This is a genomic window from Streptomyces sp. PsTaAH-124, assembly GCF_000373685.1.
Classification (GTDB): domain Bacteria; phylum Actinomycetota; class Actinomycetes; order Streptomycetales; family Streptomycetaceae; genus Streptomyces; species Streptomyces andamanensis.
Genome location: NZ_KB892207.1, coordinates 339330 through 363073, shown reverse-complemented (window position 1 = coordinate 363073; position 23744 = coordinate 339330). Strand labels below are relative to the sequence as shown.

Here is a 23744-nt window from a genome sequence, read left to right as displayed (position 1 = left end):
GCGCTGTACCTCGTAGTATCGCTTACATGTTGAACCTGGAGCGCCTGCGGACCCTCGACGCCCTCGCCCGGCACGGCTCGGTCAGCGGCGCGGCCGACGGACTGCACGTGACGACCTCGGCCGTCTCGCAGCAGTTGGCGAAGCTGGAACGCGAGGTGGGCCAGCGGCTCCTGGCCAGGAACGGCCGGGGCGTACGCCTCACCGACGCCGGGCGGCTGCTCGCCGAACACGCGGCGCGCATCCTCTCCCAGGTGGAGCTGGCCCAGTCCGATCTGGAGGCCCAGCGCGGACAGGTGGTCGGCGAACTGCGGCTGGCGGCGTTCCCCACGGGCGCGCGCGGGCTGTTCCCGGCGACGCTGTGCCATCTGCGCGCCCGGCACCCGGCACTCGGTGTCACCACCGCCGAGGTGGAACCCGCCCCCGCCGTACGGGCCGTGCTGCGCGGCGACGCCGACCTCGCCGTGGTCCTCGACTGGTACAACAAGCCGCTGCCCGTCCCCGAGGGACTCGTCCGGGCGCCGCTCCTCGACGACCCCGTGGACGTGGCGCTGCCCGCCGCGCATCCGCACGCGGACCGCGCAGACGCCGGGCTGGAGGACTTCGCCGACGACGACTGGATCAGCTGGGGCGACGACGAGTTCTGCCACGAGTGGCTGCTCGACACCCTGCGCTCCAAGGGGGTGGAACCCCGTGTGGCGCACCGCGCCCAGGAGCACGCCACCCAGCTCGCGCTGGTCGCCGCCGGTCTCGGGGTGTGCGTGGCGCCGCGCCTGGGCCGGGGGCCGCTGCCCGCCGGGGTGCGGGCCGTTCCGGTGCGGCAGGCGGTGCGGCGGCACGTCTACGCCGTGTGGCGGGCCGACGCCGACCGCCGCCCCTCGATCCGGGCGGCGGTGGAGGCCCTGCGCGCCGCGGGCGACCGGCTCGGCTGATCGGCCGGGCCGCCCGGCCGACGCGCGGACACCGGTCCGCCCGCCCGGCCGCGCCGGTGTCCGCGCGCGTTGTCCACAGGGCGGCCGGAGGTGTGCGTGCCCCCAGTAGCCTGGGGCGATGCTCAAGGAAGTCAACGCGACCCGGTTCATCACACCGCTCCGTGAGGGTGGTTCGCTGCCGGGGCTCGTCGAGGCCGACGACCTCGGCACGTACGTCCTGAAGTTCAGCGGCGCGGGTCAGGGCCGCAAGACGCTCGTCGCCGAGGTCGTCTGCGGCGAACTGGCCCGGAGGCTGGGGTTCCGCGTGCCGTCCCTCGCGGTCGTCGGCCTGGATCCGGTGCTCGGCCTCGGCGAACCCGACGAGCGGGTCCAGGAGCTGCTGCGCTCCAGCGGCGGGGGCAACCTCGGGATGGACTTCCTCTCCGGTGCCCTCGGCTTCGACCCGCTGGCCTTCCCGGTGGACGCCGAGGAGGCCGGGCGGATCGTCTGGTTCGACGCCCTGGTGAACAACGTGGACCGCTCCTGGCGCAACCCGAACCTGCTCAGATGGCGCGGCGCGCTGTGGCTGATCGACCACGGCGCCACCATGATCTGGCAGCACAACTGGCCGGGCGCCGAGGCGTCCGCGGCCCGCCCGTACGACGCCTCCGACCACGCCCTCGCGCGCTTCGCCCCGGATGTCGCGGCCGCCGCCGCGGACCTTGCGCCGCGGATCACCGAGGACCTGCTCGCCGAGGTGACCGCCGAGATCCCGGACGCCTGGCTGGCGGACGAGCCCGGCTTCGCCACCCCCGCTGAACTGCGCCGCGCCTACGCCCGGCCGCTGCTCGCGCGGGCCGCGGTGATCCACGAACGCATCCAGGGAATCCAGGGCGATCAGGGCGGTCAGGGCGGTCAGGGTGGCCGGGGAACCCGGGGCGGCACGGGTAGCCAGGGCAGCCAGGACTCCGAAGGCAACGGGGGGACCAAGTGAGCGACCACCACATCCTCGGCGGCCGACAGGCGGGCGAGCGCCACATCATCGGCAGCCGGACGAGTGACCGGGACGTCTTCGAGTACGCCCTGCTGCGGATCGTCCCGCGGATCGAGCGCGGCGAGTGCGTCAACGCCGGAGTGCTGGTCTACTGCCGGGCCAAGGCGTACGTCGGCGCCCGCACCCATCTGGACGAGGCGCGGCTGCGGGCGCTCGACCCGGAGGCCGACGTGGCGGGCGTGCGGGCCGCGCTCGCCGCCGTCGAGGGCGTGTGCGCGGGCGGTGCGGCGGCCGGGCAGGCGGCCGGGGACGACGCGGGCCGGCGCTTCCGCTGGCTGGTCGCGCCGCGTTCCACGATCGTCCAGCCGGGCCCCGTGCACACCGGACTCACCCTCGACCCGGCCGCGGAGGCGCAACGGTTGCTCGACCTCCTGGTGAGGTAATGGATCACACGTGGCGGGCGTGCCGTTGACACCGGGTGCCAGGGCTTCTAGCGTCACGTCCACCAGAGGTACTAAGCGGTCGCTCACCGCAGACCGGATTCACCGGCCGGGCTCCGGGCCCGGTCCGGGCAGGTTCTCTCAAGGGCGAGGAGAAGCAGCAATGTCCACCACTGACCAGCGGGTCGCCGTCGTCACCGGGGCCGCACGCGGCATCGGTGCCGCCACCGCCGTACGCCTGGCCGCCGAGGGCCGCGCGGTCGCCGTGATCGACCTCGACGAGGCCGCCTGCAAGGGCACCGTGGAGACGATCACCGCGGCCGGCGGCCGGGCCGTCGCGATCGGCGCCGACGTCTCCGACGAGGCGCAGGTCGAGGCGGCGATCGAGCGCGTCGTCGAGGAGCTCGGCGCGCCGACGATCCTCGTCAACAACGCGGGCGTGCTCCGGGACAACCTGCTGTTCAAGATGAGCGCCGCCGACTGGGACACCGTCCTGAGCGTGCATCTGCGCGGCTCCTTCCTGATGGCCCGCGCGGTCCAGAAGCACATGGTGGACGCGGGCTTCGGCCGGATCGTCAACCTCTCCTCGTCCTCCGCGCTCGGCAACCGCGGCCAGGCCAACTACGCGGCCGCCAAGGCGGGCCTCCAGGGCTTCACCAAGACCCTGGCCAAGGAGCTGGGCAAGTTCGGCATCACCGCCAACTCGGTGGCCCCCGGCTTCATCGCCACCGAGATGACCAAGGCCACCGCCGAGCGCGTCGGCATGGGCTTCGAGGACTTCAAGGCCGCCGCCGCCACCCAGATCCCGGTGCAGCGCGTCGGCGAGCCGGAGGACATCGCCAACGCCATCGCCTTCTTCACGGGCGACGCCGCCGGCTTCGTCTCCGGCCAGGTCCTGTATGTCGCCGGCGGACCGCTCAACTGAGGGACACACGCACATGACTTCCGAGGAACTTCCCCCGCTGTCGGGCAAGGTCGCCCTCGTCACCGGCGCCAGCCGCGGCATCGGCTACGGCGTCGCCGAGGCACTGGTGGCCCGGGGCGACCGGGTCTGCATCACCGGCCGCAACGAGGACGCGCTCAAGGAGGCCGTCGAACGGCTCGGCTCCGACCGGGTCATCGGCGTCGCGGGCAAGGCCCACGACGAGGCCCACCAGGCCGTGGCCGTCGACCGGGTGATGGAGGTGTTCGGACGGGTCGACCACCTGGTCAACAACGCCGGCACCAACCCGGTCTTCGGCCCGATCGCCGACCTCGACCTGAACGTGGCGCGCAAGGTCTTCGAGACCAACGTGATCTCCGCGCTCGGCTTCGCCCAGCGCACCTGGCACGCCTGGCAGAAGGACAACGGCGGCGCCATCGTCAACATCTCCTCGATCGCCGGTCTCGCGCCCTCGCCGTTCATCGGCGCGTACGGCATCAGCAAGGCCGCGATGATCAACCTCACCCAGCAGCTCGCGCACGAGTTCGCGCCGAAGGTGCGGGTCAACGCCATCGCGCCGGGCGTGGTGAAGACGCGGTTTGCGCAGGCCCTGTTCGAGGGCCGCGAGGACGAGGCCGCCGCGGCGTACCCGCTCGGCCGGCTGGGCGTGCCCACCGACATCGGCGGCGCGGCGGCGTTCCTCACCTCCGAGCAGTCCGACTGGGTCACCGGCCAGACGCTCGTCGTCGACGGCGGCCTCTTCCTCAACGCGGGCGTGGGCTGATCGGGCCGGGGACACCCACATCGGCACCACCGGGACCACCGGCACCACCGGGACACCGGTACACACGCACCACCGGCGTACCGGCACGCGGCCGGTGTGCCGGTGGTGTCCCGTGTCGGTCTCCGGCGGGCTCTCCGTGCGGCGTTGTCAGTGGTCGCCTGTAGGTTCTGTGGGCAGGAAGTGACCATAGATCGTGAGGACGTTGACGTGACCGACATCGCCATGCTGCCCGAGTCCTGGCGCGGGGTTCTGGGCGACGAGCTTCAGCAGCCCTACTTCAAGGAGCTGACCGAGTTCGTCGAGGAGGAGCGGGCGAAGGGTCCCGTGTATCCGCCGCGCGAGGAGGTCTTCGCCGCGCTGGACGCCACGCCCTACGACCAGGTGAAGGTCCTCGTCCTCGGCCAGGACCCGTACCACGGCGAGGGACAGGGCCACGGCCTGTGCTTCTCGGTGCGCCCGGGTGTCAAGGTCCCGCCGTCCCTGCGGAACATCTACAAGGAGATGCGCGAGGAGCTGGGCACCGAGATCCCGGACAACGGCTATCTGATGCCGTGGGCCCGGCAGGGTGTGCTGCTGCTGAACGCGGTGCTCACGGTCCGCTCCGGTGAGGCCAACTCTCACAAGGGACGCGGCTGGGAGAAGTTCACCGACGCGGTGATCCGCGCGGTGGCCGACCGTCCCGACCCGGCCGTCTTCGTGCTGTGGGGCAACTACGCGCAGAAGAAGCTGCCCCTGATCGACGAGACCCGGCACGTGGTGGTCAAGGGCGCGCACCCCTCGCCGCTGTCCGCGAAGAAGTTCTTCGGCTCCCGTCCGTTCACCCAGATCGACGAGGCGGTCGCGGCGCAGGGACACCAGCCGATCGACTGGCAGATCCCGAACCTGGGCTGAGCCCGAAGACCGGAAGCCGGGGGACCGGGTGGCGCGGCGGTCAGGGGCGCGCCACCTTCCCGGCCGACCCGTCGTCACGGCGCCGTGCGTCCTGTGTCGTGTCCCGCCCGGGGCTGCCTGAGCCGGATTGCCGGTGGGTGCGGTTAGCGTCGGGGGAGTCGGGTCGGGCACAAGGCCGGGTCGGGCACAAGGCTGGCAGGGCTGGAGGCGCCGTGACGGAGCGGCAGGAGCAGACGGCGGGCGACGCCGTGCTGACGCGGATCGGTCAGAGCGTCATCCTGCACCACGCCGGTGACCGCGAGGAGGCCCGCGTGCGCTTCCTCGCGCTCTGGCACGAGCTGGGCGAGGACGGCGACCCGCTGCACCGCTGCACCCTGGCCCACTACCTGGCCGACACCCAGGACGACCCTTCGGACGAACTGGCCTGGGACCTCAGGGCGCTGTCCGCCGCCGAGGAACTCACGGGCGAGCACCGCCCGGGGCACGAGGGCGCCCCCGCCGTCCGGGCCCTGTATCCGTGCCTGCACCTGAATCTGGCCGCCGACTATGTGAAGCTCGGCCGCAGCGAGGCCGCCCGCAGCCATCTGCGCCGCGCCCGCGGCACGGCCGCCTCCCTCGCCGAGGACAGCTACGGCGACGGCGTCCGCGCGGCCATCCACCACCTGGGGCTGCGGCTGGGCGAGGACGGCCCGGCCGGACCGGGTGAGGACCCGGGCGGACCGCCCCGCCAGCGGTCGTAGCGGCGGGCGGCCGGGCGCCGCGGCAGCGCGGGCGGGGCGGACACGGACACGGGGTGCGGGACCGGGTCCGGGCCGCTCAACGGCCGTAGGTCTGGCCGCAGATCTTCGCCTCCGGACTGCCCGGACGCCAGTGGCCGTACTCCTTGCCGAGGGCGCAGATGCCCGGGTTCGCCGGTGCGGCGTGCCGGGCGGCGGGCGTCGTGTGCCGGGGCGCGGGCGGATGCGGCGGCCGGGGCGCGGGTTTCTGGCCGGGGGCGCCGGGGGCAGGGGAGCGCGGCGCCGGGTGCTGGTCCCGCGCCGTGGGCCCGCCCACGGCGGGTGTCGCGGGCGGCGCCGCCGGGGTGTGCGTGCGCGGGCGGGCGTCCGGTGCCGTGGGGCCGTCGGAGGATCCGGCGCGTTCCAGGGCCTCCCGGGCGGGTGCCTGGACGGCGCGCTGTCCGGTGCCGCCCTCCGGCCGCGGGGCCGGTCCGGCCGCGGAGGCCGTCGCCGGGACACCGGAAGGTGGCCGCTGGACCGTGACGCAGCCGGTGAGGGCCGAGACGGCCAGGGTGATCAGGAGCGTTGCGGCGGTCGTCGTTCGATGCACCCGCGCCACTCTGCTGCCCCGGCGGCCCGTATGACCTGCGGACGGCCGCAGGATGCCCCGCACGGGTGATGTCCCACCCCTCGGGGAGTGGCCGCGGTGCGCGCGGGTGACGCCGTGGCGCGGGCCGCACCGGGCGACGGCCGGGGCGGGACCCCGCGCCCGCCACGCCGTACGGCGCTGCCGCGCGACGCGGCGCCCCGGCGCCGGGCTCAGTCTCCGGTCGCGCCGTCGATGCGCTCGCGGAGCAGGTCGGCGTGGCCGTTGTGGCGGGCGTACTCCTCGATCATGTGCGTGTAGATCCAGCGCAGGTTGAACGGGTCGGGGCTGGACCTGTGGCGGCCCTCGGAGAGGTCGTCGAGGCTCAGGCCGGCGGCGATGCGGCGCGCGGCGTCGATCTCCGCCTGCCAGGTGGCGTGGGCGTCGGCCCAGGTGTCGGCGGTGGTGACGCGGAAGTCGCCGTCCGGGTCCTGGTCGTCGTAGTGGATCGGCGGCGCGTCCTCGCCCGCCATCACCCGGCGGAACCAGCCGCGCTCCACCTCCGCCATGTGCCGCACCAGCCCCAGCAGGGTCAGCCCGGAGGGCTCCGCGGACGCGGTGCGCAACTGCTCGTCGGTCAGGCCCTCGCACTTCCACGCCAGTGTCTGCCGGTGGTAGTCCAGCCAGCCGTCCAGCATGGTGCGCTCGTCGGCGTTCTGGGCGGGCTCGCGGCGTTCGGTCGTCGTCATGCGCCGATCCTCGCGCAGGTCAGACCCTCGCACCAGGTGTTTTCCCCCCGCCTCCGAGCATGCCGCCCAGCAGTTCCCGCAGGCCGGTCCGTACGTCGTCGAGTTCCGGGGGCCGCGCGTGGAAGGTCCCGGCCACGCACGAGAACATCAGCCCGTCCGCCCAGGCGACCAGGGACAGCACATGCCGCTCGGGGTCCGTGGAGCCCATCGCCGTGACCAGCGCGGTGAGCTGGTCACGGAAGCGGGCGCCCGCCGCGTCGAAGGGGGCGCGCAGCTCCGGGCGGCGGGTCGCCTCCAGCGCCAGTTCGTAGCGGGCGAGGGTCAGTCTGCGGTTGCCGGTGAGCGCGCGATGGGTGGCGAGCGCCAGGCCGTCCACCAGCGAGTCGAGGCCGCCGGTCCGCGGATCCGGCATCTCGTGCAGCGCCAGGACCCGGGCCTCCCGGTCGGCCAGCCGCCGTACGGCCAGTTCCAGCAGCGCCTGCCGGGTGCGCGCGATGTTCGACGTCGATCCCTGGGGGAGCCCGGCCGCCTCGTCGACGGCCCGGTGCGTCAGCCCGCGCGTCCCGCGCTCGGCGAGCAGCGCGAGGGCGGCGTCGGCCACGCGGTCGGCGCGGGTGGCGGGGACGGCGGGGCCAGCGTTGTCGGGACTCTCGGGCCTCTCGGGCTTCTCGGCGCTGTCGGCGGGCGGGGCGGGTGCGTCGGGAGCGGACATGGAGATCAACCTACCGGCCGACTACGCCCGTAGTGCGTCTCACTACATCCGTAGTACGGTCGGGGTGGCCAGGTATCACTACAGATGTAGTCTCGATCGTGCGGGAGGCAGCCATGTCCCAGCCCGGAGCCCCGAACCCGTCCGCGGGCCGGCCCCCGGCCGTCGTCGTCATCGGCGGCGGCATCGGAGGGCTGGCCGCCGCCGCGGCCCTGCACCTGTCCGGCCGCCGGGTCACCGTGCTGGAGCGCGCCCCCTCCCTGGAGCCGGTCGGCGCGGCCATCTCCCTCTCCCCGAACGCCCTGCGCGCCCTGGACGTCCTCGGCGTCGGCGACCGGATCCGCGATCTGGCGGCCTGGCAGGGCGGCGGCGGGCTGCGCACACCCGGCGGCCACTGGCTGACCCGCACCGACGCCGCGGCGGCGGCCGCACGCTTCGGCGGCCCCATCGTGCTGCTGCCCCGGGCCACGCTGGTCGAGGTGCTGGCCTCGCTGCTGCCGCCCGGCACCGTCCGCACCTCCGTGGACGCCCGCCTCGCCGACCCCGGGGACGCGCACCGGCCGGCCCGGGTGACCACACCCGACGGCGAACTGGAGGCCGACCTGGTGGTCGCCGCCGACGGCATCCACTCCGCGTCCCGGCGGACCCTGTTCCCGGACCACCCCGGGCCCGTCCACTCCGGGTTCACGACCTGGCGCGTCATGATCCCGGTACCGGGCGCCGTGTTCCCCTCGCACGAGACCTGGGGCCGCGGCTGCCTGTGGGGCACCCACCCGCTCAAGGACGGCCGGGTGTACGCGTACGCCGCGGCGCGGACGCCCGCCGGGCAGCACGCCGACGACGAACGCGCCGAACTCCTGCGCCGCTTCGGCCACTGGCACCACCCGGTCCCCGCCGTCCTCGCCGCCGCCCGTCCCGAGGACGTGCTCCGCCACGACGTGCACCACCTCGCACCGCCGCCGCCCGCCTACCACCGCGGCCGGACCGCTCTGCTCGGCGACGCCGCGCACGCCATGCCGCCCACCCTCGGCCAGGGCGGCAACCTGGCCGTCGAGGACGCCGTGGTCCTCGCCCACCACTTCGGTGACCTGGCCGCCTACACCGCGGCCCGGCTGCCCCGGGCGACCGCCCTCACCCGCCGGGCCGTCCGGGTCGCCCGCGTGAACATGACGGGCAGCCGCGCCGGTGCCGCCCTGCGCGACGCCCTGGTCACCGCCGTCTCCAGGACCGTGCCGGGAGCGCTGCTGCGCGGCTTCGACGGCGTCGCCGACTGGCGCCCTCCGCAGCCGCCGTATGCTGCGGTGCGGGCGGGGCGGACACCCGCCGCCCGAAGGAACGAACACGGCTGAACGCGAACGGACGGCGCCGGACGGCGACGCACCCGGCAGCCGGTCGAGCGACGACGAAGGAGCGCACGTGAAGGTCGGCTGCATCGGACTGGGCGACATCGCGCAGAAGGCGTACCTGCCGGTCCTCGGCGCGCAGCCCGGCGTCGACCTGCACATCCAGACCCGGACGCCCGCCACCCTGCACCGGGTCGGCGACAGCCTGCACCTGCCCGCCGAGCGCCGCCACGCCGACCTCGGCTCCCTGCTCGCACAGGATCTCGACGCGGCCTTCGTGCACGCGCCCACCGCCGTCCACCCCGAGATCGTCACCCGGCTCCTGGAGGCCGGTGTCCCCACGTACGTCGACAAGCCGCTCGCCTACGAACTCGCCGACTCCGCCCGCCTGGTGGCGCTCGCCGAGGAGCGCGGCGTCGGGCTCATGGTCGGCTTCAACCGGCGGTACGCCCCCGGGTACGCGCAGTGCGCCGAGCACCCGCGCGAGCTGATCCTGCTCCAGAAGAACCGGGTCGGGCTGCCCGAGGAGCCCCGCACGATGGTCCTCGACGACTTCATCCACGTCGTGGACACCCTGCGGTTCCTGGTGCCGGGCCCGGTCGACGACATCACCGTGCGCGGCCGGATGCGGGACGGGCTGCTGGAGCACGTGGTGCTGCAACTGGCCGGGGACGGCTTCACCGCGCTCGGTGTGATGAACCGGCTCAGCGGCTCCGCCGAGGAGATCCTGGAGGTCTCCGGGCAGGACACCAAGCGGCAGGTGGCCAACCTCTCCGAGATCGTCGACCACAAGGGCCAGCCGACCCTGCGGCGGCGCGGCGACTGGGTGCCCGTCGCCCGCCAGCGCGGCATCGAGCAGGCCGTGCTGGCCTTCCTCGACGCCGTGCGCGAGGGGCGGGTGCTCAGCGCCCGGGACGCGCTGGAGACCCACGACCTGTGCGAGCGTGTGGTGCGGACGGTGCTGGAGCGCTCCGGCGCCGCCGCCTGAGCACCTCCCGCACGCCCTCGTGCGCCCCCACCGCGGCCAGCACCAGCAGCGCCGCGTGCACCGGCCAGTCGCCGAGGCGGACGTACGGGGTGACACCGTGCGCGACCGGTACCTCGTACACCCGTGCGGTGCTGTCGCCGGTGCCCAGCCAGGGGCCGATCCGCCGCCCGTCCGGGCCGTAGACGGCGGACACGCCGGTCAGGGTGGCGTGCACCATGGGCCGTCCGGTCTCGGCGGCCCGCAGCGCGCCGAGCGAGGCGTGCTGCTCGGGCGCCCAGCTGTGCTGGAAGGTCGCGGTCGACGACTGGGCGAGCAGCACCCCGGCGCCGTCCCGCGCCAGATGGCGGCTCATGTCCGGGAACGCGGTCTCGAAGCAGATCAGCGGGCCGATCCGCAGCCCGTGCCCGACGTCCATGACCACCTGCTCGGTGCCCCGCCTGCGGTTCTCGCCCGCGGCCTTGCCGACGGAGGTCGCCCAGCCGAGCAGTGAACGGGCCGGGATGTACTCGCCGAACGGGACCAGCCGCATCTTGTCGTACCGCTCGCCGGTCGGGCCCTGCGGTCCGACGAGCACGGAACTCTTGTAGATCCCGGGCCGGTCGGAGCGCCGGGCATCCACATTGACCAGGACGTCGGCGCCGACCTCCCGGGAGAGGGCCGCGATCCGCCGGGCCAGATCGGGCCGGTCGGCCAGGTCGAAGCCGACGCTGCTCTCGCCCCAGACGACCAGGTCCACACCGTGCCCCGCGAGACCGCGGGTCAGCTGCTCCTCCCGGTCGAAGCGCCGCTCCCCGCTGTCGGCGCCGTCGACCACGCCCGGCTGCACCACCGCGACGCGGACCTGGCCGTCGACGGCGGGGCGCGGCGCCCACACCCACGCGGCGGAGGTCACCGCGGCGGTCGCGGCGAGCCCGGCCACCGCGGGCACCCGCACGCCGCGGGCCGCCACGAGCAGGGCGAGGGCCACATTGACGGCCACCACCAGGAAGCTGAGCAGCCACACCCCGCCCACCGACGCCAGACGCAGCGCGGGCGCCACCTGCCACTGGCTGGCGCCCAGCATCCCCCAGGGCCCGCCGAGGCCCTGCCAGGACCGTACGAGCTCCGCGGCCAGCCAGCCCGAGGGCAGCACCACGAGCGCCGCCGCGGCCCGCCCGGCGGAGGGCCGTCCGGCCAGGAACCGCCGCACCAGCCACCCCCAGGGCACCCACAGCACACCCAGCAGCGCCGCGAGCACCACGGTGAACACATGCAGGCTGGGCAGCAGCCAGTGGTGCACGGCCAGCATGTAGCCCAGCCCGCCGCACCAGCCGTCGTAGACGGCACGCCGCGCGGTCGGCGCGGACCGCACCAGCAGGATCCACGGCACCAGCGCGCCGTAGGCGAACCACCACAGCGCGGGCGCCGGGAAGGCGAACATCGGCAGCGCCCCCGCGAGCACGGCGAGCACCCCGCGCCGCCAGGGCGAGTCGAGCCAGCGTCCGAATCTCTCCATAGGGCGCCCTCCTACCCGTCGACGGCCCCGGTCACCCGGTGATCCACGGATGGATCCAGTGTGCGCGCCCCACCGCCCGACGCCCAGGCCACCGGCCGGGAGGACGGACCGGACAGCCAGGGACACAGCGGACGAGGCGGCCGCCCGCGACGGCCGCTTCCCCGCCACCTGGAAGCGGGACCGGATGACCTGGATCAAGCCGTCGTTCCTCTGGATGATGTACCGCTGCGGCTGGGGGGCCAGGGAAGGGCAGGAGACCGTCCTGGCCGTCGAGATCGACCGCGGCGGGTTCGAGTGGGCCCTGCGGCACGCCTGCCTCTCGCACCACGTGCCGTCCCTGCACGGTGACCGTGCCTCCTGGCGGGCGAGGCTGCGGCAGGCACCCGCGCGCGTGCAGTGGGACCCGGAGCGTGACCTGCGGCTCGCTCCGCTGCCGTACCGCTCCCTGCAACTCGGGCTCGTCGGTGAGGCCGCGGTCCGGTACGCGGACGAGTGGATCGCCGGGGTCGAGGACGTCACCCCGCTCGCGGCCGAGATTCACGCGTTGGTCCGGTCGGGTGAGCCGGAGCGGGCGCGGGCCCTGCTGCCCGAGGAGCGGCCGTACCCGGTGGACGACGAGGTGCTCGCGCACCTGCGGGCCTAGAATGATCACAGGCGGGCCGGCTCCGGCACGGTCGGCGTGAGCGGATCGGAAGGGAACCGGAGGTCGGCATGAAGCGACTCGTGACGGTCGTCACCGGGGGCAGCCGCGGCATCGGCGCCGCGGTCTGCCGGCGGCTGGCCGGCGACGGGCATGACGTGGTGATCGGCTACGTCCGTGACACCGGCGCCGCCGAGGCCGTCGCCGACGAGGTGCTGGAGGCCGGGGCGCGCAGCGTCGCCGTGCGGGTGGACACCTCCGTGGAGGCCGACGTCGAGCGGCTGTTCGCCGTGGCGGAGGAGCGGCTCGGGCCGGTGACGGGGCTGGTGAACAACGCCGGTGTGACCGGGCCGCTGGGCCGCCTCGCCGACGCGGACCCGGCCGACCTGCGCCGGGTCGTGGACGTCAACCTCACGGGCACGCTGCTGTGCTCGCGCCGCGCGGCCCAGCTGATGACCCCGCGCGGAAGCGGTGTGATCGTGAATGTGTCGTCCGCCGCCGCCACGCTCGGCAGTCCCGGCGAGTACGTGCACTACGCGGCGACGAAGGCCGCCGTCGACGCGCTGACCCTGGGGCTCGCCAAGGAACTCGGCCCGGACGGCATCCGCGTCAACGCGGTCGCGCCCGGCATGATCGACACCGAGATGCACGCGGCGATGGGCGACCCGGACCGGGCCCGCCGTGCCTCCGGCGCGATCCCGCTGCGCCGCCCGGGGCGCGCCGAGGAGATCGCCGCCGCCGTCGCGTGGCTGATGTCACCGGACGCCTCCTACGCGTCGGGAGCGGTGCTGCGGGTGTCCGGCGGGCGCTGAACCGGGCCGGGGCGGGGCGGTCCGGGAGATGCGCGGGGCGTGGGGCCGCTGTGCCCGTGGGGCGGCGCGGCCGGTGTGCGCGGCGGGTGGCCGGGCCGGTCAGGCCGCTTTGATCACCCGGCCCCGGATGGCGGCGGCCCACTCGACCACCAGCAGTTCGTACTCCGCGCGCTCCTGGGCCGACAGGGACCCGCCCGCACGCAGCCAGAGCGCCCGGATCTGCTCGTTCAGCTCGGCGGCGGACCGCACGGAACCAAGGGCCATGGAATCGGGGGACATGCCCCAAGCCTAGGGGCAAGCACTGACACAGCGCTACCGGACGGCTACAGGAACCGTAGGGAGTCGGTCACCTGTGCGAGGCCGTTCCGCGTCCGCGGGCCGCTCACTCCGCCGACTCGGCCGCGTGCGGGCTGAGTACGCCTGCCGTGACCAGGCCGATGATGACCAGGCCCAGCACCACCCGGTACCAGACGAACGGCATGAAGCTCTTCGTCGAGATGTACTTCATGAACCAGGCGATGACCGCGTACCCCGACACGAACGCGATCACCGTCGCGAACAGCGTCGGTCCCCAGGCCACATGGCCGGTCTCCATCGCGTCCTTCAACTCGAAGACGCCGGAGGCCAGTACGGCCGGAATGGCCAGCAGGAAGGAGTAACGGGCCGCCGCCTCGCGCCGGTAGCCCATGAAGAGGCCGCCGCTGATGGTGGCGCCGGAGCGGGAGACGCCCGGGATCAGCGCCATCGCCTGGCAACAGCCGTAGATCAGACCGTCCTTGACGCCCAGGTCGCGCAGGGACTTGCGCTGCTGGGGCGCCCGGTGCCGGCCGCCCTTCTCGTCGCGCGCCGCCGTCCGGTCGGCGATGCCGATGATCACACCGACCACGACGAGCATCGTCGCCGTGACCCGCAGATCGCGGAACGGCCCCTCGATCTGGTCCTTGAGCGTCAGCCCGAGCACCCCGATCGGGACGGAGCCGACGATGACCAGCCAGCCCATGCGGGCGTCGGGGTCCGCGCGCATCGACCGGTCGAGGAGCGAGCGGGACCAGGCGGCGACGATCCGCCCGATGTCCTTGCGGAAGTAGATCAGCACGGCCGCCTCCGTGCCGATCTGGGTGATCGCCGTGAAGGCGGCGCCGGGGTCGTCCCAGCCCGAGAAGGCCGCCGTCAGCCGCAGATGGGCGCTGGAGGAGACGGGGAGGAACTCGGTCAGCCCCTGGACGAGTCCGAGGACGAGCGATGCGAACCAAGACATGGGGGTACGGAGTCCAAGCGCCGGGCGGGCAGGGGCGACGGGCGCACCGGGCCGCCGTGTGCCGCGGGCAGGGCCTGGGGTGCCGAGGGGCAGCGTAGCGGTCCGACATGACGGAAAACCCACCGGGGCTTTACCAGTCGTTTACGAAGAGGTGTGCACCTGTTCGACTCGGCGCCTCGCTCCGGCCTCGGCGCGCGCGGATCCCGGCCTCAACGCGCGCGCAGATGATGCCGCTTGCGCCAGGCGACCACCGCGCCCGCCAGGGCCGGTACCGCGATGCAGGCCATCGCGACCAGGAAGGCCGGGGAGGTGGGGGTGGCGGCACGGGCGCCCGCGACCGCGTAGGCAGCGGTGTTCGGGACCGAGCCGACCGCCGTGGCCAGCAGGAACGCGGGCCAGCCCATGCGGGAGACGGCGGCGCAGTAGTTGGCGGCCCAGAACGGCACCCCGGGGAACAGCCGGGCGGCCAGCATCGAGCGGAACCCGTGCCGGCTCAGCTGCCCGTCCGCCGCCCGCAGCAACCGGCCGCGCAGCAGCGGCCGAAGCGCGTCCTGCCCGAGCACCCGGCCGAGCCCGAAGGCGATCTGGGCGCCCAGGACCGTACCGGCGAGCGCCGCCGCCAGTCCCGCGCCCGAGCCGAACAGCGCGCCGGCGGCGAGGTTCAGCAGCGGGCGCGGCACGAACGCCACCGTGCACACGCCGTACGCCGCCGCGAACAGGAGCACGGCCGCGAACCCCCCGAGCTGCGGCGGCCAGCCGTGCGCCAGCAGTCTCTGCGGCTGGAAGAGCAGGACGCAGGTCCCGGCCGCCGCGAGCAGCGCCAGCAGCAGGGACAGCCGCGCCCACGGCGACAGCAGCACCCGCGCGCAGCGGGCGGACGCGGTGAGGGAGACCGGCGCGGCCGTGAGCACGGCGGCGCCCGGCTCCGCGGCGGTGGCCCGGGGAGAGGCCGTGGCGGTGCCCCCAGAGCGGTTGGTGGCATCGAGCATCCGGTGACATTAACCGACGGGTGTGTCTGATCGCCGTACGGTTCGTCTCACCCACGTCACAGACGCCGGTCCGCGAACGGGCGTCCGGGTGCCGCCGCGAGGGCGAAAACCATTCGACGCGCGCCGGTCGTCCGGCGATGATCGGAGCATGTTCCGGCACGCCTTCCTCCTCGCAGCATCCGCGGTCGCGGATGCTCCGAAGGCTGCCGTCCGGATCCTCACGGCCGCGGTCGACGGCGCCCGAAGCTGACCCTCCCCGGATCGTCCGGCGGACCCCGCAGGGGGAGGGTCGGCGCTCTCCCGGGGTCCCGTCACACTTCTCACCGGCTTCGAGGTACACCCATGTCCAAGACGGCGTACGTCCGCACCAAACCGCATCTGAACATCGGCACGATGGGCCATGTCGACCACGGCAAGACCACGTTGACGGCCGCCATCACCAAGGTCCTGGCCGAGCGCGGCGGCGGCACGTTCGTGCCCTTCGACCGCATCGACCGGGCGCCCGAGGAGGCCGCCCGCGGCATCACCATCAACATCGCGCACGTCGAGTACGAGACCGACACCCGGCACTACGCGCACGTCGACATGCCCGGCCACGCCGACTACGTCAAGAACATGGTCACCGGGGCCGCGCAGCTCGACGGGGCGATCCTCGTCGTCTCCGCGCTCGACGGGATCATGCCGCAGACCGCCGAACACGTGCTGCTCGCCCGGCAGGTGGGCGTCGACCACATCGTCGTCGCGCTCAACAAGGCCGACGCGGGCGACGACGAGCTGACCGACCTGGTCGAGCTCGAGGTCCGCGACCTGCTCACCCGTCAGGGCTACGCCGGTGACGCGGTACCGGTCGTCCGGGTCTCCGGACTCAAGGCACTGGAGGGCGACCCCCGCTGGACGGCGTCGGTCGAGGCGCTGCTCGACGCGGTCGACACCTATGTGCCGATGCCCGAGCGGTACCTGGACGCGCCGTTCCTGCTGCCGGTGGAGAACGTGCTCACCATCACCGGCCGCGGGACCGTCGTCACCGGTGCCGTCGAGCGCGGCACGGTCCGGGTCGGCGACCGGGTCGAGGTGCTGGGCGCCGCGACCGGGACGGTGGTCACCGGCCTGGAGACCTTCGGCAAGCCCATGCAGGAGGCGCAGGCCGGGGACAACGTGGCGCTGCTGCTGCGCGGTGTCCCGCGCGACGCGGTCCGCCGCGGGCACGTCGTGGCCGCCCCCGGCAGCGTGACGCCGCGACGGCGGTTCACCGCGCGGGTGTACGTGCTGTCGGGGCGCGAGGGCGGCCGGACGACACCGGTGGCCACCGGCTACCGGCCGCAGTTCTACATCCGCACCGCGGACGTGGTCGGTGACGTCGACCTCGGCGAGACGGCGCTCGCGCGGCCCGGGGACACGGTCACCATGACCGTGGAGCTGGGGCGCGAGGTGCCGCTGGAGCCGGGTCTCGGCTTCGCTGTCCGGGAGGGCGGCCGGACCGTGGGGGCCGGGACGGTGATCTCCGTGGAGTGAGGCCGCGCGCGGTTCTGTGAGCGGGGCGGCAGCGGCGTGGGAGCGGGAGCGGGCCGCCCCGCTCCCACCGGCTGCCGCCTCTGCCCGCGCGGCGCCTGCCGTCCCGGCCCGGTGCCAGGTCCGCCGCCCGTCCCGGCACAATGGGGGAGTGACCGAGCCCATACCCGTGAGCCGTGCCGTCGACCACGGGACCGCCAAGCTGATGCCCGACGTCGACCGCGAGCGCGCGTGGCTGCTGACGGTGGACGGGGCGCCGCAGTCGTACGTCGACCTGGACGCGCCCGCTCACCTGGAGTTCGAGTACACGCGCAGGATCGGGCACGTACTGGACACGGTGGCCGACGAGGGCCGGCCGCTGGACGTGCTGCACCTGGGCGGCGGCGCGTTCACGCTGCCCCGCTACGTGGCCGCGACCCGGCCTGGCTCGCGCCAGGACGTCGTCGAGGCCGACCGGGGGCTGCTGGAACTGGTCGCCGAATGCCTTCCGCTGCCCGCGGGATCCGGCATCACGCTGCACGCGGCCGACGCCCGCGCCTGGCTGGAGAGTGCCCCGGCGGACTCGGCGGACGTGCTGGTCGCGGACGTCTTCGGCGGCTCCCGGGTCCCGGCGCACCTCACCTCCCTCGGCTGCGCGCGGGCGGCGGAGCGGGTGCTGCGGCCGGGCGGCGTCCACGTCGTCAACCTCGCCGACGCCGCGCCGTTCACGTTCCTGCGCTCCCAGCTCGCCACGCTCGCCGAGGTGTTCGAGGAGACGGTGCTCATCGCCGAGCCCGCGGTGCTGCGGGGCCGCCGCTTCGGCAACGCGGTGCTCGCCGCCGCGCACCGCCCGCTCGACACGGCCGCCCTGGCCCGGCGCACCGCCTCGGACACCTTCCCCGCCCGGGTGGAACACGGCGCCGCGCTGCGGAGGTTCACGGGCGTGGCCCGCCCGGTGCGCGACGAGGACGCCGTGGCGTCCCCCGAGCCCCCGGGCGGGACCTTCGGCATCGGCTGACGGCCCGGTATCGGCTGACGGCCCGGTGGCCGCGGCGGTGCCGTGGGTGCTCAGCCGCCGGTGGGCGTTCCGTGCAGGCGGACCGTGGCGAGGACCTTCATGACGGTCGCCTCGGGCACCTCGTCCTTGACACCCTTGACCCCGTAGAAGTTCCAGGACACGAAGTCGCCGTTGGAGTTCTTGAAGCCGAAGGTGAGCGCCTTCCCGTCGGTCGCGCACTTGCCCTTCATCGGCGTCTTCGTCGACCGCGCCCAGGCGATGCTGCCCTGGATGCCCGAGGTGGTCCTGAAGGGCTTGGCCTTCTTGTCGAAGGTGAGGCTCTTCTTGTCGGGCTGGGTGAAGCCGCCGTAGACCCACCAGGGCACGGTGTTCACGGCGACCTCGTCGGTGTTCTTCGCACCGTCGGCGCCCTTGACGCCCGCCGTGGCCAGGGAGGTGTCCTCGGTGCGCCCGTCCTTGTCGTCGTCGGACGTGCACCACTTGGACTTGTCCTGGGCGACACCCGACATCACCGCGAGCAGCTTGCCGGTCTTGTGGTCCTCGAACCCGACGCCGACACCGGGGGCCTTGACCTCCCAGTCGGCGGGCACGTCGAAGGCGACGCCCCACTTCGGGTTGACGACCACCTTCCAGCCGGCGACCTGCGGCTTCTCGGTCTCGTTGCCCCGGGGGTTGTCCTCCGAGGGGGCGACGGAGGGGTCGTTCCGGGCGGCGGAGGAGGCCGGGGCGGAGACCGAGGGGCTCGCCTTCTGGTCGGTGGACCCGCCGTCCGCCTTGTCGTCCTTCTTGCCCCCGAGGACCAGGAACCCGGTCACACCGGCGGCCACCACGACGGCCGCCGCCGCGACGATGGCGACGACCTTCGTCCGGTTCCCGCCACCGCCGCCGTTCCCGCCGCCGCCGACCGGCGGCTGCGGCGGCACCGGGGCGCCCCACTGCGGCTGCTGCGGAGGCGGCTGCTGCTGCGCGTAGGGGTTGGGCTGCTGGTAGCCCGGCTGCTGATACGGATTCGGCTGCTGGTACCCCGGCTGCTGGTACGGGTTGCTCTGCGGGTCCTGCGGGTTCTGCTCGCCCCCGGGCGGCTGCTGTCCTGGCCACATGAGCAGTAACCCTAGGGCGCCGGGGACACGATTCGGTCACCGGCCCTTGTCAGGGACGTACCAGAAAGGGGACGACGAGGAGGCTCCCGCTCTGGCCAGAGTGCGCTACTCGTGAGTAACCTTCGGGCATGAGCGCAGATCAGATGTCCATCGGCGAACTGCTCGCCGCCACGGTGCCGATGGTTCGCACCCTGAACCTCGAGTACCTGGAGACCACTCCGGAGCGGGCCGTCCTCGCCCTGCCGGACCAGGAGGAGTACCGCAACCACGTCGGCGGGCCGCACGCCGGGGCGATGTTCACGCTCGGCGAGTCGGCCAGCGGCGCCATCGTCCTCGCCGCCTTCGGCGATCAGCTCTCCCGCGCGGTGCCGCTGCCGGTGGACGCGCGGATCGCCTTCAAGAAGATCGCCCTCGGGCCGGTCAAGGCCACCGCGACCCTCGGCCGCCCGATCGCCGAGGTCGTCGCCGAACTCGACGAGGGCAAGCGCCCCGAGTTCCCGGTGGCCGTCGAGATCCAGCGCGAGGACGGCGCCGTCACCACCGAGATGACCGTGGTCTGGACGCTCCGCCCCAACAGCTGACCGCCGCCGACCGGGGCGGCACCGCCCGCCGGCGCCCGCCCCGGCGGGCGATGTCACGCCCGGCGGCCGGGGCGCTTTCGCGCGCACGCCGGAAGCGCCGCCCGACCCGGTACGCTTCTTGAGGGGCGCGCGTTCGGGGGGCGCCCTTCGGGAACGCACGTGACGCGCTGCGCGCGTGACACGAAACGGGGAGGATCCGGCGGTGCACGTCCAGGATTGGCTCGACACGGTGCCTGCGGCCGCCGTCTACGCCGTGGTGGCGCTGGTCATCGGCCTGGAGAGCCTGGGCATTCCGCTGCCCGGCGAGATCGTCCTGGTCTCCGCCGCGCTGCTGTCCTCGCAGAACTCGGGCATCAACCCCATCGTGCTCGGCGCGTGCGCCACCGCGGGCGCGGTCGTGGGCGACTCCATCGGCTACGCCATCGGCCGCAAGGGCGGCAGACCGCTGCTCGCCTGGCTCGGGAGGAAGTTCCCGAGACACTTCAGCGAGGGCCATGTCGCCACCGCCGAACGCTCCTTCCAGAAGTGGGGCATGTGGGCCGTTTTCTTCGGCCGCTTCGTCGCCCTGCTGCGCATCTTCGCCGGGCCGCTCGCCGGTGTGCTGCACATGCCGTACTGGAAGTTCCTGATCGCCAACGTGCTCGGCGGCATCTGCTGGGCGGGCGGCACGACGGCCGTCATCTACTACGTCGGTGTCGTCGCCGAGTCCTGGCTGAAGAAGTTCTCCTGGCTCGGTCTGGTGGCGGCCGTGCTCATCGGCCTCGTCTCCTTCCTGGTGGTCAAGCGCAAGGCCAAGAAGGCGCAGGCCGCCCACCAGGAGAGCGAGACGGCGGAGCCGGTCGCCGCGGGCGAGTAGCCCCGTCCCGCCCTTCCGCTCCTCGCGCACCCTCCCCCCTCCGGGGTCCCGGGGCTCTAGCCCTCGGCGCCGCCCGCCGGTTCCCGCCGTGCGTGGGCGTCGCGGTGCGCCTTCGCCAGCTCCGCGTACATCGTGCCGTTGAGTGTGATCCCCCGGCGCTCCTCCTCGGTCAGCTCCCGCCTGACCTTGGCGGGCACGCCCGCGACCAGCGAGCCCGGCGGTACGCGCATGCCCTGCGGCACCAGCGCCTGCGCGGCGACCAGCGATCCGGCGCCGATCACCGCGCCGTTCAGCACCGTCGCGCCCATCCCGATCAGGCAGTCGTCCTCGACCGTCGCGCCGTGCACCACCGCGTTGTGCCCCACGGAGACGCGCGCGCCGACGCTCACCGGGAAGGTGGGGTCGGCGTGCAGGGTGCAGTTGTCCTGCACATTGCTGTCCGCGCCGACCGCGATCCGCTCCACGTCACCGCGCAGCACCGCGCCGTACCAGACACTCGCCCCCGCGCCGAGCACCACCTCACCGATCACCGACGCCGAAGGCGCCACGAACGCCTCCGCGTCCACCTGCGGCTCCCGGTCGCCGATGCCCATGACCAGCGCCTCGCGCGTCATCCTCGTCCCGCCTTCCGCTGCCGTCCGCGGCCTCCTCGGGGCCGGGTACCCGGGCACCGTACGTCATCCGGTGGGGTGAAGATCACAGGTGTCCGGCCGCGTGCGGGCGATGCGCCCTGAGTACGGTGAGCGGGTGCCTCAGCGCAAGAACACGTTCTCGTCATGGTCATCGTGGTCGTCTCGGTCTTCGTTCTGGTCGCGCCGGATCGCGCAGCGCGCCGTCCACGCGGGCTGGGCCTGGGTGCAGCGCACGGGTTCCGTCACCGCGGAGCACCCCGGCCGGCTCCGCTTCGGCGCGATGGGAACAGGTACCAGACTGGCCTTCCCGCTCGGCACGGTCTTCGGCGAACCCTGGATCCACCTCGGCGCCCACTGCATCGTCGGTGAGCAGGTCACGCTGACGGCCGGGCTGATGCCCGACCTCGACCTGGGTCCGGAGCCGATCCTGCGCATCGGCGACGGCGTCGTCCTCGGCCGCGGCAGCCATGTCATCGCCGACACCACGGTCACCATCGGCAGCGACTGCTACGTCGGCCCCTACGTCTACGTCACCTCCACGAACCACTCCTACGACGACCCGCACCAGCCCATCGGCAAGCAGTGGCCGCGGATGGAGCCGGTGGAGATCGGCCCGGGATGCTGGATCGGCACCGGCGCCGTCGTCCTGCCGGGCGCCCGGATCGGCCGGAACGTGGTGGTCGCCGCCGGGGCGGTGGTCCGCGGCGAGGTGCCCGACCACGCGGTCGTGGCCGGCGCGCCCGCCCGGGTCGTACGCCGCTGGACGCCCGCCGAGGGCTGGCAGCCGCCGCTGCGCACCCCGGCGCCCGTGCCGATACCGGACGGCGTCACTCCGGAGCAGCTGCTGGCGCTGGCGTCCCTGGCGGAGGACGGTGCGGCCGGTCCGCTCGCCGGGCTGGACGCGGAGAGCTGACCGGCGGAGCGCAGGCCGGACACCGGAGAGGAGAGGGGAGCGGCCGGACGTCGGAGGGAGGCCGGACGGGCCGGGAAGTGTCGTCGCGGCGGCCTCGCAGTACAGTTCGGCGGACGAGCGGGTGCACTCCACCGTAGTTCAGTGCAGAAAACCCTGACATTCATCATATTGGACGGAATGTGTCGGACCTCGAACTGCTGACCCAGTCCCTGGCGCGCAACGTCAGACGCTGGCGCGGCGAGCGCGGCTTCACCCTGGACGCCCTCGCCGCCCGCGCGGGCGTCAGCCGCGGCATGCTCATCCAGATCGAGCAGGCCCGCACCAACCCCAGCCTCGGCACCGTCGTCAAGATCGCCGACGCGATCGGGGTCAGCATCACCACCCTGCTCGACTACGAGCGGGGCCCCAAGGTCCGGATCGTCCCCGCCGACCAGGCGGTCCGGCTCTGGCACACCGAGGCGGGCAGCTACAACCGGCTGCTCGCCGGTGCCGAGGCGCCCGGCCCGCTGGAGATGTGGGAGTGGCGGCTGATGCCGGGGGAGTCCAGCGCCTCCGATCCGCATCCCGGCGGCACCGTCGAAATGGTCCATGTCACGGCGGGCGAACTGGCGCTCACCGTGGACGGCACGGAGTACCGCGTGCCCGCGGGCGCGAGCGCCTCGTTCGAGGCGGGCGCCCCGCACGCGTACGCCAACACCGGTGCCGTTCCCATGGAGTTGGTGATGGTGGTGTCCGTACCGCCGCCCGCCCACTGAGACGTCCGGCGGACCGTGTCGCGCCCTTGCTAGCGTGCCGCCATGCGCGCACCCATCGGCGATTTCGACCACGCCGTCCCCGCCCCCGACTGCCTCGACGAACTGATCGGCCCCGTCGCCGACGCCGTGCGCCACTGGCGCGGCAGCGTCCCCGCCGACCAGATCGTCCACGTCGACACCGACCCGCAGTGGGCCGACACCGCCGCCTTCGTCGAGCACTACGGACGCGAGCTGCTCGAACAGTCGGCGAACTGCGTCGTGGTCGCGGGCAAACGCGGCGGCACCTCGCGGCTGGCCGCCTGCGTGGTCCTCTCCACCACCCGCGTCGACGTCAACGGCGTGGTGCGCCGTCAGCTCGACGCGCGCAAGGCGTCCTTCGCGCCGATGGACATCGCCACCGGCGAGACCGGCATGGAGTACGGCGGCATCACCCCGCTCGGCCTGCCCGAGGACTGGCCCGTGCTGGTCGACTCGGCCGTCGTCGACCTGCCGTACGTCCTGGTCGGCAGCGGCCGGCGGCGCGGCAAGCTCCTGGTGCCGGGCAAGGCGTTCACGGAGATCCCGGGGGCCGTGGTCCTGGACGGCCTGGGCGTCTGACCGGCGGAGCCGAGGCCGAGGACGGCGACGGGCCGGTGCCGGGCCGCCGAGTCCGGCACCGGCCCGCGCACGGTCCTAGCGGGCCTGCTCCAGGCGCGGGATCTCGATCGCCGGGCAGCGGTCCATCACCATCTCCAGGCCCGCGGCCCGGGTGCGCGCGAACGCGTCCTCGTCGACGACACCGAGCTGGAACCACACCGCCCGCGCGCCCTTGGCGACCGCCTCGTCGGCGACCTGCCCGGCCAGCCGGCTGTTGACGAACACATCGACGACGTCCACGTCGAAGGGAATGTCCGCCAGCCGGGCGTAGCCCTGCTCGCCGTGCACGGTCTCCGCCGCCGGGTGCACGGGGACCACCCGTTTGCCGAACCGCCGCAGCACCTCGGCGACGCCGTACGCGGCCCGGTCCCGGTTGTTCGACAGGCCCACGACGGCCCAGGTGTCACCGAGCCCGGTCAGGATCCTGCGCACCGTCTCCGCATCGCCGTACACCACTGTTCTCCTCACACCTCGGGACACCTCGGGAAGGGGCCGCTCCCGCCTCGGGGAGGACGCCACGGACGCGGCAACGCCGCGACCG

At 73.9% G+C, this 23744-nt stretch carries 28 protein-coding genes; 18 read left to right on the top strand and 10 right to left on the bottom strand.

The annotated features are described in order from the left end of the window. Window positions 1–26 precede the first annotated feature (26 nt). The 7 genes from B086_RS0135355 (at window position 27) to B086_RS0135325 (ending at window position 5679) form a co-directional block, all read left to right on the top strand. Window positions 27–929 carry a LysR family transcriptional regulator gene (locus tag B086_RS0135355; RefSeq protein WP_018571172.1) on the top strand — a complete coding sequence of 301 codons (903 nt, stop codon included), beginning with the start codon at window positions 27–29 and terminating at the stop codon, window positions 927–929. Between the two features lie 118 nt (window positions 930–1047). Then, window positions 1048–1902, top strand: coding sequence for a HipA family kinase (locus B086_RS0135350; RefSeq protein ID WP_018571171.1), 855 nt, complete (start codon window positions 1048–1050; stop codon window positions 1900–1902). Further along, complete coding sequence (locus tag B086_RS0135345) at window positions 1899–2345, top strand: DUF3037 domain-containing protein (RefSeq protein WP_018571170.1); 447 nt, start codon at window positions 1899–1901, stop codon at window positions 2343–2345. The genes B086_RS0135350 and B086_RS0135345 overlap by 4 nt, the downstream gene beginning before the upstream one ends. Before the next feature lie 160 nt (window positions 2346–2505). After that, window positions 2506–3267, top strand: coding sequence for a 3-oxoacyl-ACP reductase FabG (gene fabG / locus B086_RS0135340; protein ID WP_018571169.1), 762 nt, complete (start codon window positions 2506–2508; stop codon window positions 3265–3267). Window positions 3268–3280: 13 nt separating this feature from the next. Beyond that, complete coding sequence (locus B086_RS0135335; protein ID WP_018571168.1) at window positions 3281–4048, top strand: SDR family oxidoreductase; 768 nt, start codon at window positions 3281–3283, stop codon at window positions 4046–4048. A gap of 207 nt (window positions 4049–4255) precedes the next feature. After that, window positions 4256–4939 carry a uracil-DNA glycosylase gene (ung, locus tag B086_RS0135330; RefSeq protein WP_018571167.1) on the top strand — a complete coding sequence of 228 codons (684 nt, stop codon included), beginning with the start codon at window positions 4256–4258 and terminating at the stop codon, window positions 4937–4939. A 212-nt stretch (window positions 4940–5151) separates the two neighbouring features. After that, on the top strand, window positions 5152–5679 hold the full coding sequence (locus B086_RS0135325) for a tetratricopeptide repeat protein (RefSeq protein ID WP_018571166.1): 528 nt from the start codon (window positions 5152–5154) through the stop codon (window positions 5677–5679). A 76-nt stretch (window positions 5680–5755) separates the two neighbouring features. On the opposite strand, the gene B086_RS0135320 is transcribed toward B086_RS0135325, so the two are convergent. From B086_RS0135320 to B086_RS0135310, 3 genes are all read right to left on the bottom strand, one after another. Then, on the bottom strand, window positions 5756–6265 hold the full coding sequence (locus B086_RS0135320) for a hypothetical protein (protein ID WP_018571165.1): 510 nt from the start codon (window positions 6263–6265) through the stop codon (window positions 5756–5758). Window positions 6266–6474: 209 nt separating this feature from the next. After that, complete coding sequence (locus B086_RS0135315; protein WP_018571164.1) at window positions 6475–6990, bottom strand: DinB family protein; 516 nt, start codon at window positions 6988–6990, stop codon at window positions 6475–6477. 19 nt (window positions 6991–7009) lie between these two features. Beyond that, a complete protein-coding gene (locus tag B086_RS0135310; RefSeq protein ID WP_018571163.1) occupies window positions 7010–7702 on the bottom strand; it encodes a TetR/AcrR family transcriptional regulator in 693 nt (230 codons plus the stop codon). 113 nt (window positions 7703–7815) lie between these two features. On the opposite strand from B086_RS0135310, the gene B086_RS0135305 reads away from it, so the two are divergent. After that, complete coding sequence (locus B086_RS0135305) at window positions 7816–9048, top strand: FAD-dependent monooxygenase (protein ID WP_018571162.1); 1233 nt, start codon at window positions 7816–7818, stop codon at window positions 9046–9048. A 67-nt stretch (window positions 9049–9115) separates the two neighbouring features. Continuing rightward, the gene (locus tag B086_RS0135300) at window positions 9116–10030 is read left to right on the top strand and encodes a Gfo/Idh/MocA family protein (protein WP_018571161.1); all 915 of its coding nucleotides are present in this window, start codon (window positions 9116–9118) and stop codon (window positions 10028–10030) included. Here the strand turns inward: B086_RS0135300 and lnt are convergent. Continuing rightward, window positions 9945–11525 carry an apolipoprotein N-acyltransferase gene (gene lnt, locus B086_RS0135295; RefSeq protein WP_018571160.1) on the bottom strand — a complete coding sequence of 527 codons (1581 nt, stop codon included), beginning with the start codon at window positions 11523–11525 and terminating at the stop codon, window positions 9945–9947. The genes B086_RS0135300 and lnt overlap by 86 nt on opposite strands. Window positions 11526–11574: 49 nt before the next feature. Here lnt and B086_RS41565 point away from each other — a divergent pair, with 49 nt between their 5' ends. Next, window positions 11575–12168 (top strand): DUF4291 domain-containing protein, encoded by a 594-nt coding sequence (locus tag B086_RS41565; protein WP_078531289.1) that lies wholly within the window; start codon window positions 11575–11577, stop codon window positions 12166–12168. Between the two features lie 68 nt (window positions 12169–12236). Beyond that, entirely contained in the window at window positions 12237–12977 is a 741-nt protein-coding gene (locus B086_RS0135285) for an SDR family NAD(P)-dependent oxidoreductase (protein WP_018571158.1), read from the top strand. A gap of 99 nt (window positions 12978–13076) precedes the next feature. Here the strand turns inward: B086_RS0135285 and B086_RS41560 are convergent, their stop codons facing one another. From B086_RS41560 to B086_RS0135270, 3 genes are all read right to left on the bottom strand, one after another. Then, window positions 13077–13256 carry a hypothetical protein gene (locus tag B086_RS41560; protein WP_037874387.1) on the bottom strand — a complete coding sequence of 60 codons (180 nt, stop codon included), beginning with the start codon at window positions 13254–13256 and terminating at the stop codon, window positions 13077–13079. A 103-nt stretch (window positions 13257–13359) separates the two neighbouring features. Further along, a complete protein-coding gene (locus tag B086_RS0135275) occupies window positions 13360–14235 on the bottom strand; it encodes an undecaprenyl-diphosphate phosphatase (protein WP_018571156.1) in 876 nt (291 codons plus the stop codon). A gap of 209 nt (window positions 14236–14444) precedes the next feature. Further along, window positions 14445–15224, bottom strand: a complete 780-nt coding sequence (locus B086_RS0135270; protein ID WP_018571155.1) for a TVP38/TMEM64 family protein — start codon at window positions 15222–15224, stop codon at window positions 14445–14447. Between the two features lie 342 nt (window positions 15225–15566). Between B086_RS0135270 and tuf the strand changes: the two genes are divergently transcribed. Then, window positions 15567–16736, top strand: coding sequence for an elongation factor Tu (gene tuf / locus B086_RS0135265; protein WP_018571154.1), 1170 nt, complete (start codon window positions 15567–15569; stop codon window positions 16734–16736). 148 nt (window positions 16737–16884) lie between these two features. After that, the gene (locus tag B086_RS0135260) at window positions 16885–17730 is read left to right on the top strand and encodes a spermidine synthase (protein ID WP_026253103.1); all 846 of its coding nucleotides are present in this window, start codon (window positions 16885–16887) and stop codon (window positions 17728–17730) included. Window positions 17731–17780: 50 nt separating this feature from the next. Here B086_RS0135260 and B086_RS0135255 read toward each other — a convergent pair whose 3' ends face one another. Next, on the bottom strand, window positions 17781–18830 hold the full coding sequence (locus B086_RS0135255) for a hypothetical protein (RefSeq protein ID WP_018571152.1): 1050 nt from the start codon (window positions 18828–18830) through the stop codon (window positions 17781–17783). Window positions 18831–18973: 143 nt separating this feature from the next. Between B086_RS0135255 and B086_RS0135250 the strand changes: the two genes are divergently transcribed. After that, on the top strand, window positions 18974–19411 hold the full coding sequence (locus tag B086_RS0135250; RefSeq protein ID WP_018571151.1) for a DUF4442 domain-containing protein: 438 nt from the start codon (window positions 18974–18976) through the stop codon (window positions 19409–19411). Between the two features lie 202 nt (window positions 19412–19613). Further along, complete coding sequence (locus B086_RS0135245; RefSeq protein WP_018571150.1) at window positions 19614–20267, top strand: DedA family protein; 654 nt, start codon at window positions 19614–19616, stop codon at window positions 20265–20267. 56 nt (window positions 20268–20323) lie between these two features. Here the strand turns inward: B086_RS0135245 and B086_RS0135240 are convergent, their stop codons facing one another. Then, complete coding sequence (locus B086_RS0135240; protein WP_018571149.1) at window positions 20324–20881, bottom strand: gamma carbonic anhydrase family protein; 558 nt, start codon at window positions 20879–20881, stop codon at window positions 20324–20326. A 133-nt stretch (window positions 20882–21014) separates the two neighbouring features. Here B086_RS0135240 and B086_RS0135235 point away from each other — a divergent pair, with 133 nt between their 5' ends. From B086_RS0135235 to B086_RS0135225, 3 genes are all read left to right on the top strand, one after another. Further along, window positions 21015–21812 carry an acyltransferase gene (locus B086_RS0135235; RefSeq protein WP_026253102.1) on the top strand — a complete coding sequence of 266 codons (798 nt, stop codon included), beginning with the start codon at window positions 21015–21017 and terminating at the stop codon, window positions 21810–21812. A gap of 179 nt (window positions 21813–21991) precedes the next feature. Next, a complete protein-coding gene (locus B086_RS0135230; RefSeq protein ID WP_018571147.1) occupies window positions 21992–22567 on the top strand; it encodes a helix-turn-helix domain-containing protein in 576 nt (191 codons plus the stop codon). A 42-nt stretch (window positions 22568–22609) separates the two neighbouring features. Beyond that, a complete protein-coding gene (locus tag B086_RS0135225; RefSeq protein ID WP_018571146.1) occupies window positions 22610–23164 on the top strand; it encodes a YbaK/EbsC family protein in 555 nt (184 codons plus the stop codon). A 75-nt stretch (window positions 23165–23239) separates the two neighbouring features. Here the strand turns inward: B086_RS0135225 and B086_RS0135220 are convergent, their stop codons facing one another. Continuing rightward, a complete protein-coding gene (locus tag B086_RS0135220; protein ID WP_018571145.1) occupies window positions 23240–23656 on the bottom strand; it encodes a CoA-binding protein in 417 nt (138 codons plus the stop codon). Between the last annotated feature and the right edge of the window lie 88 nt (window positions 23657–23744).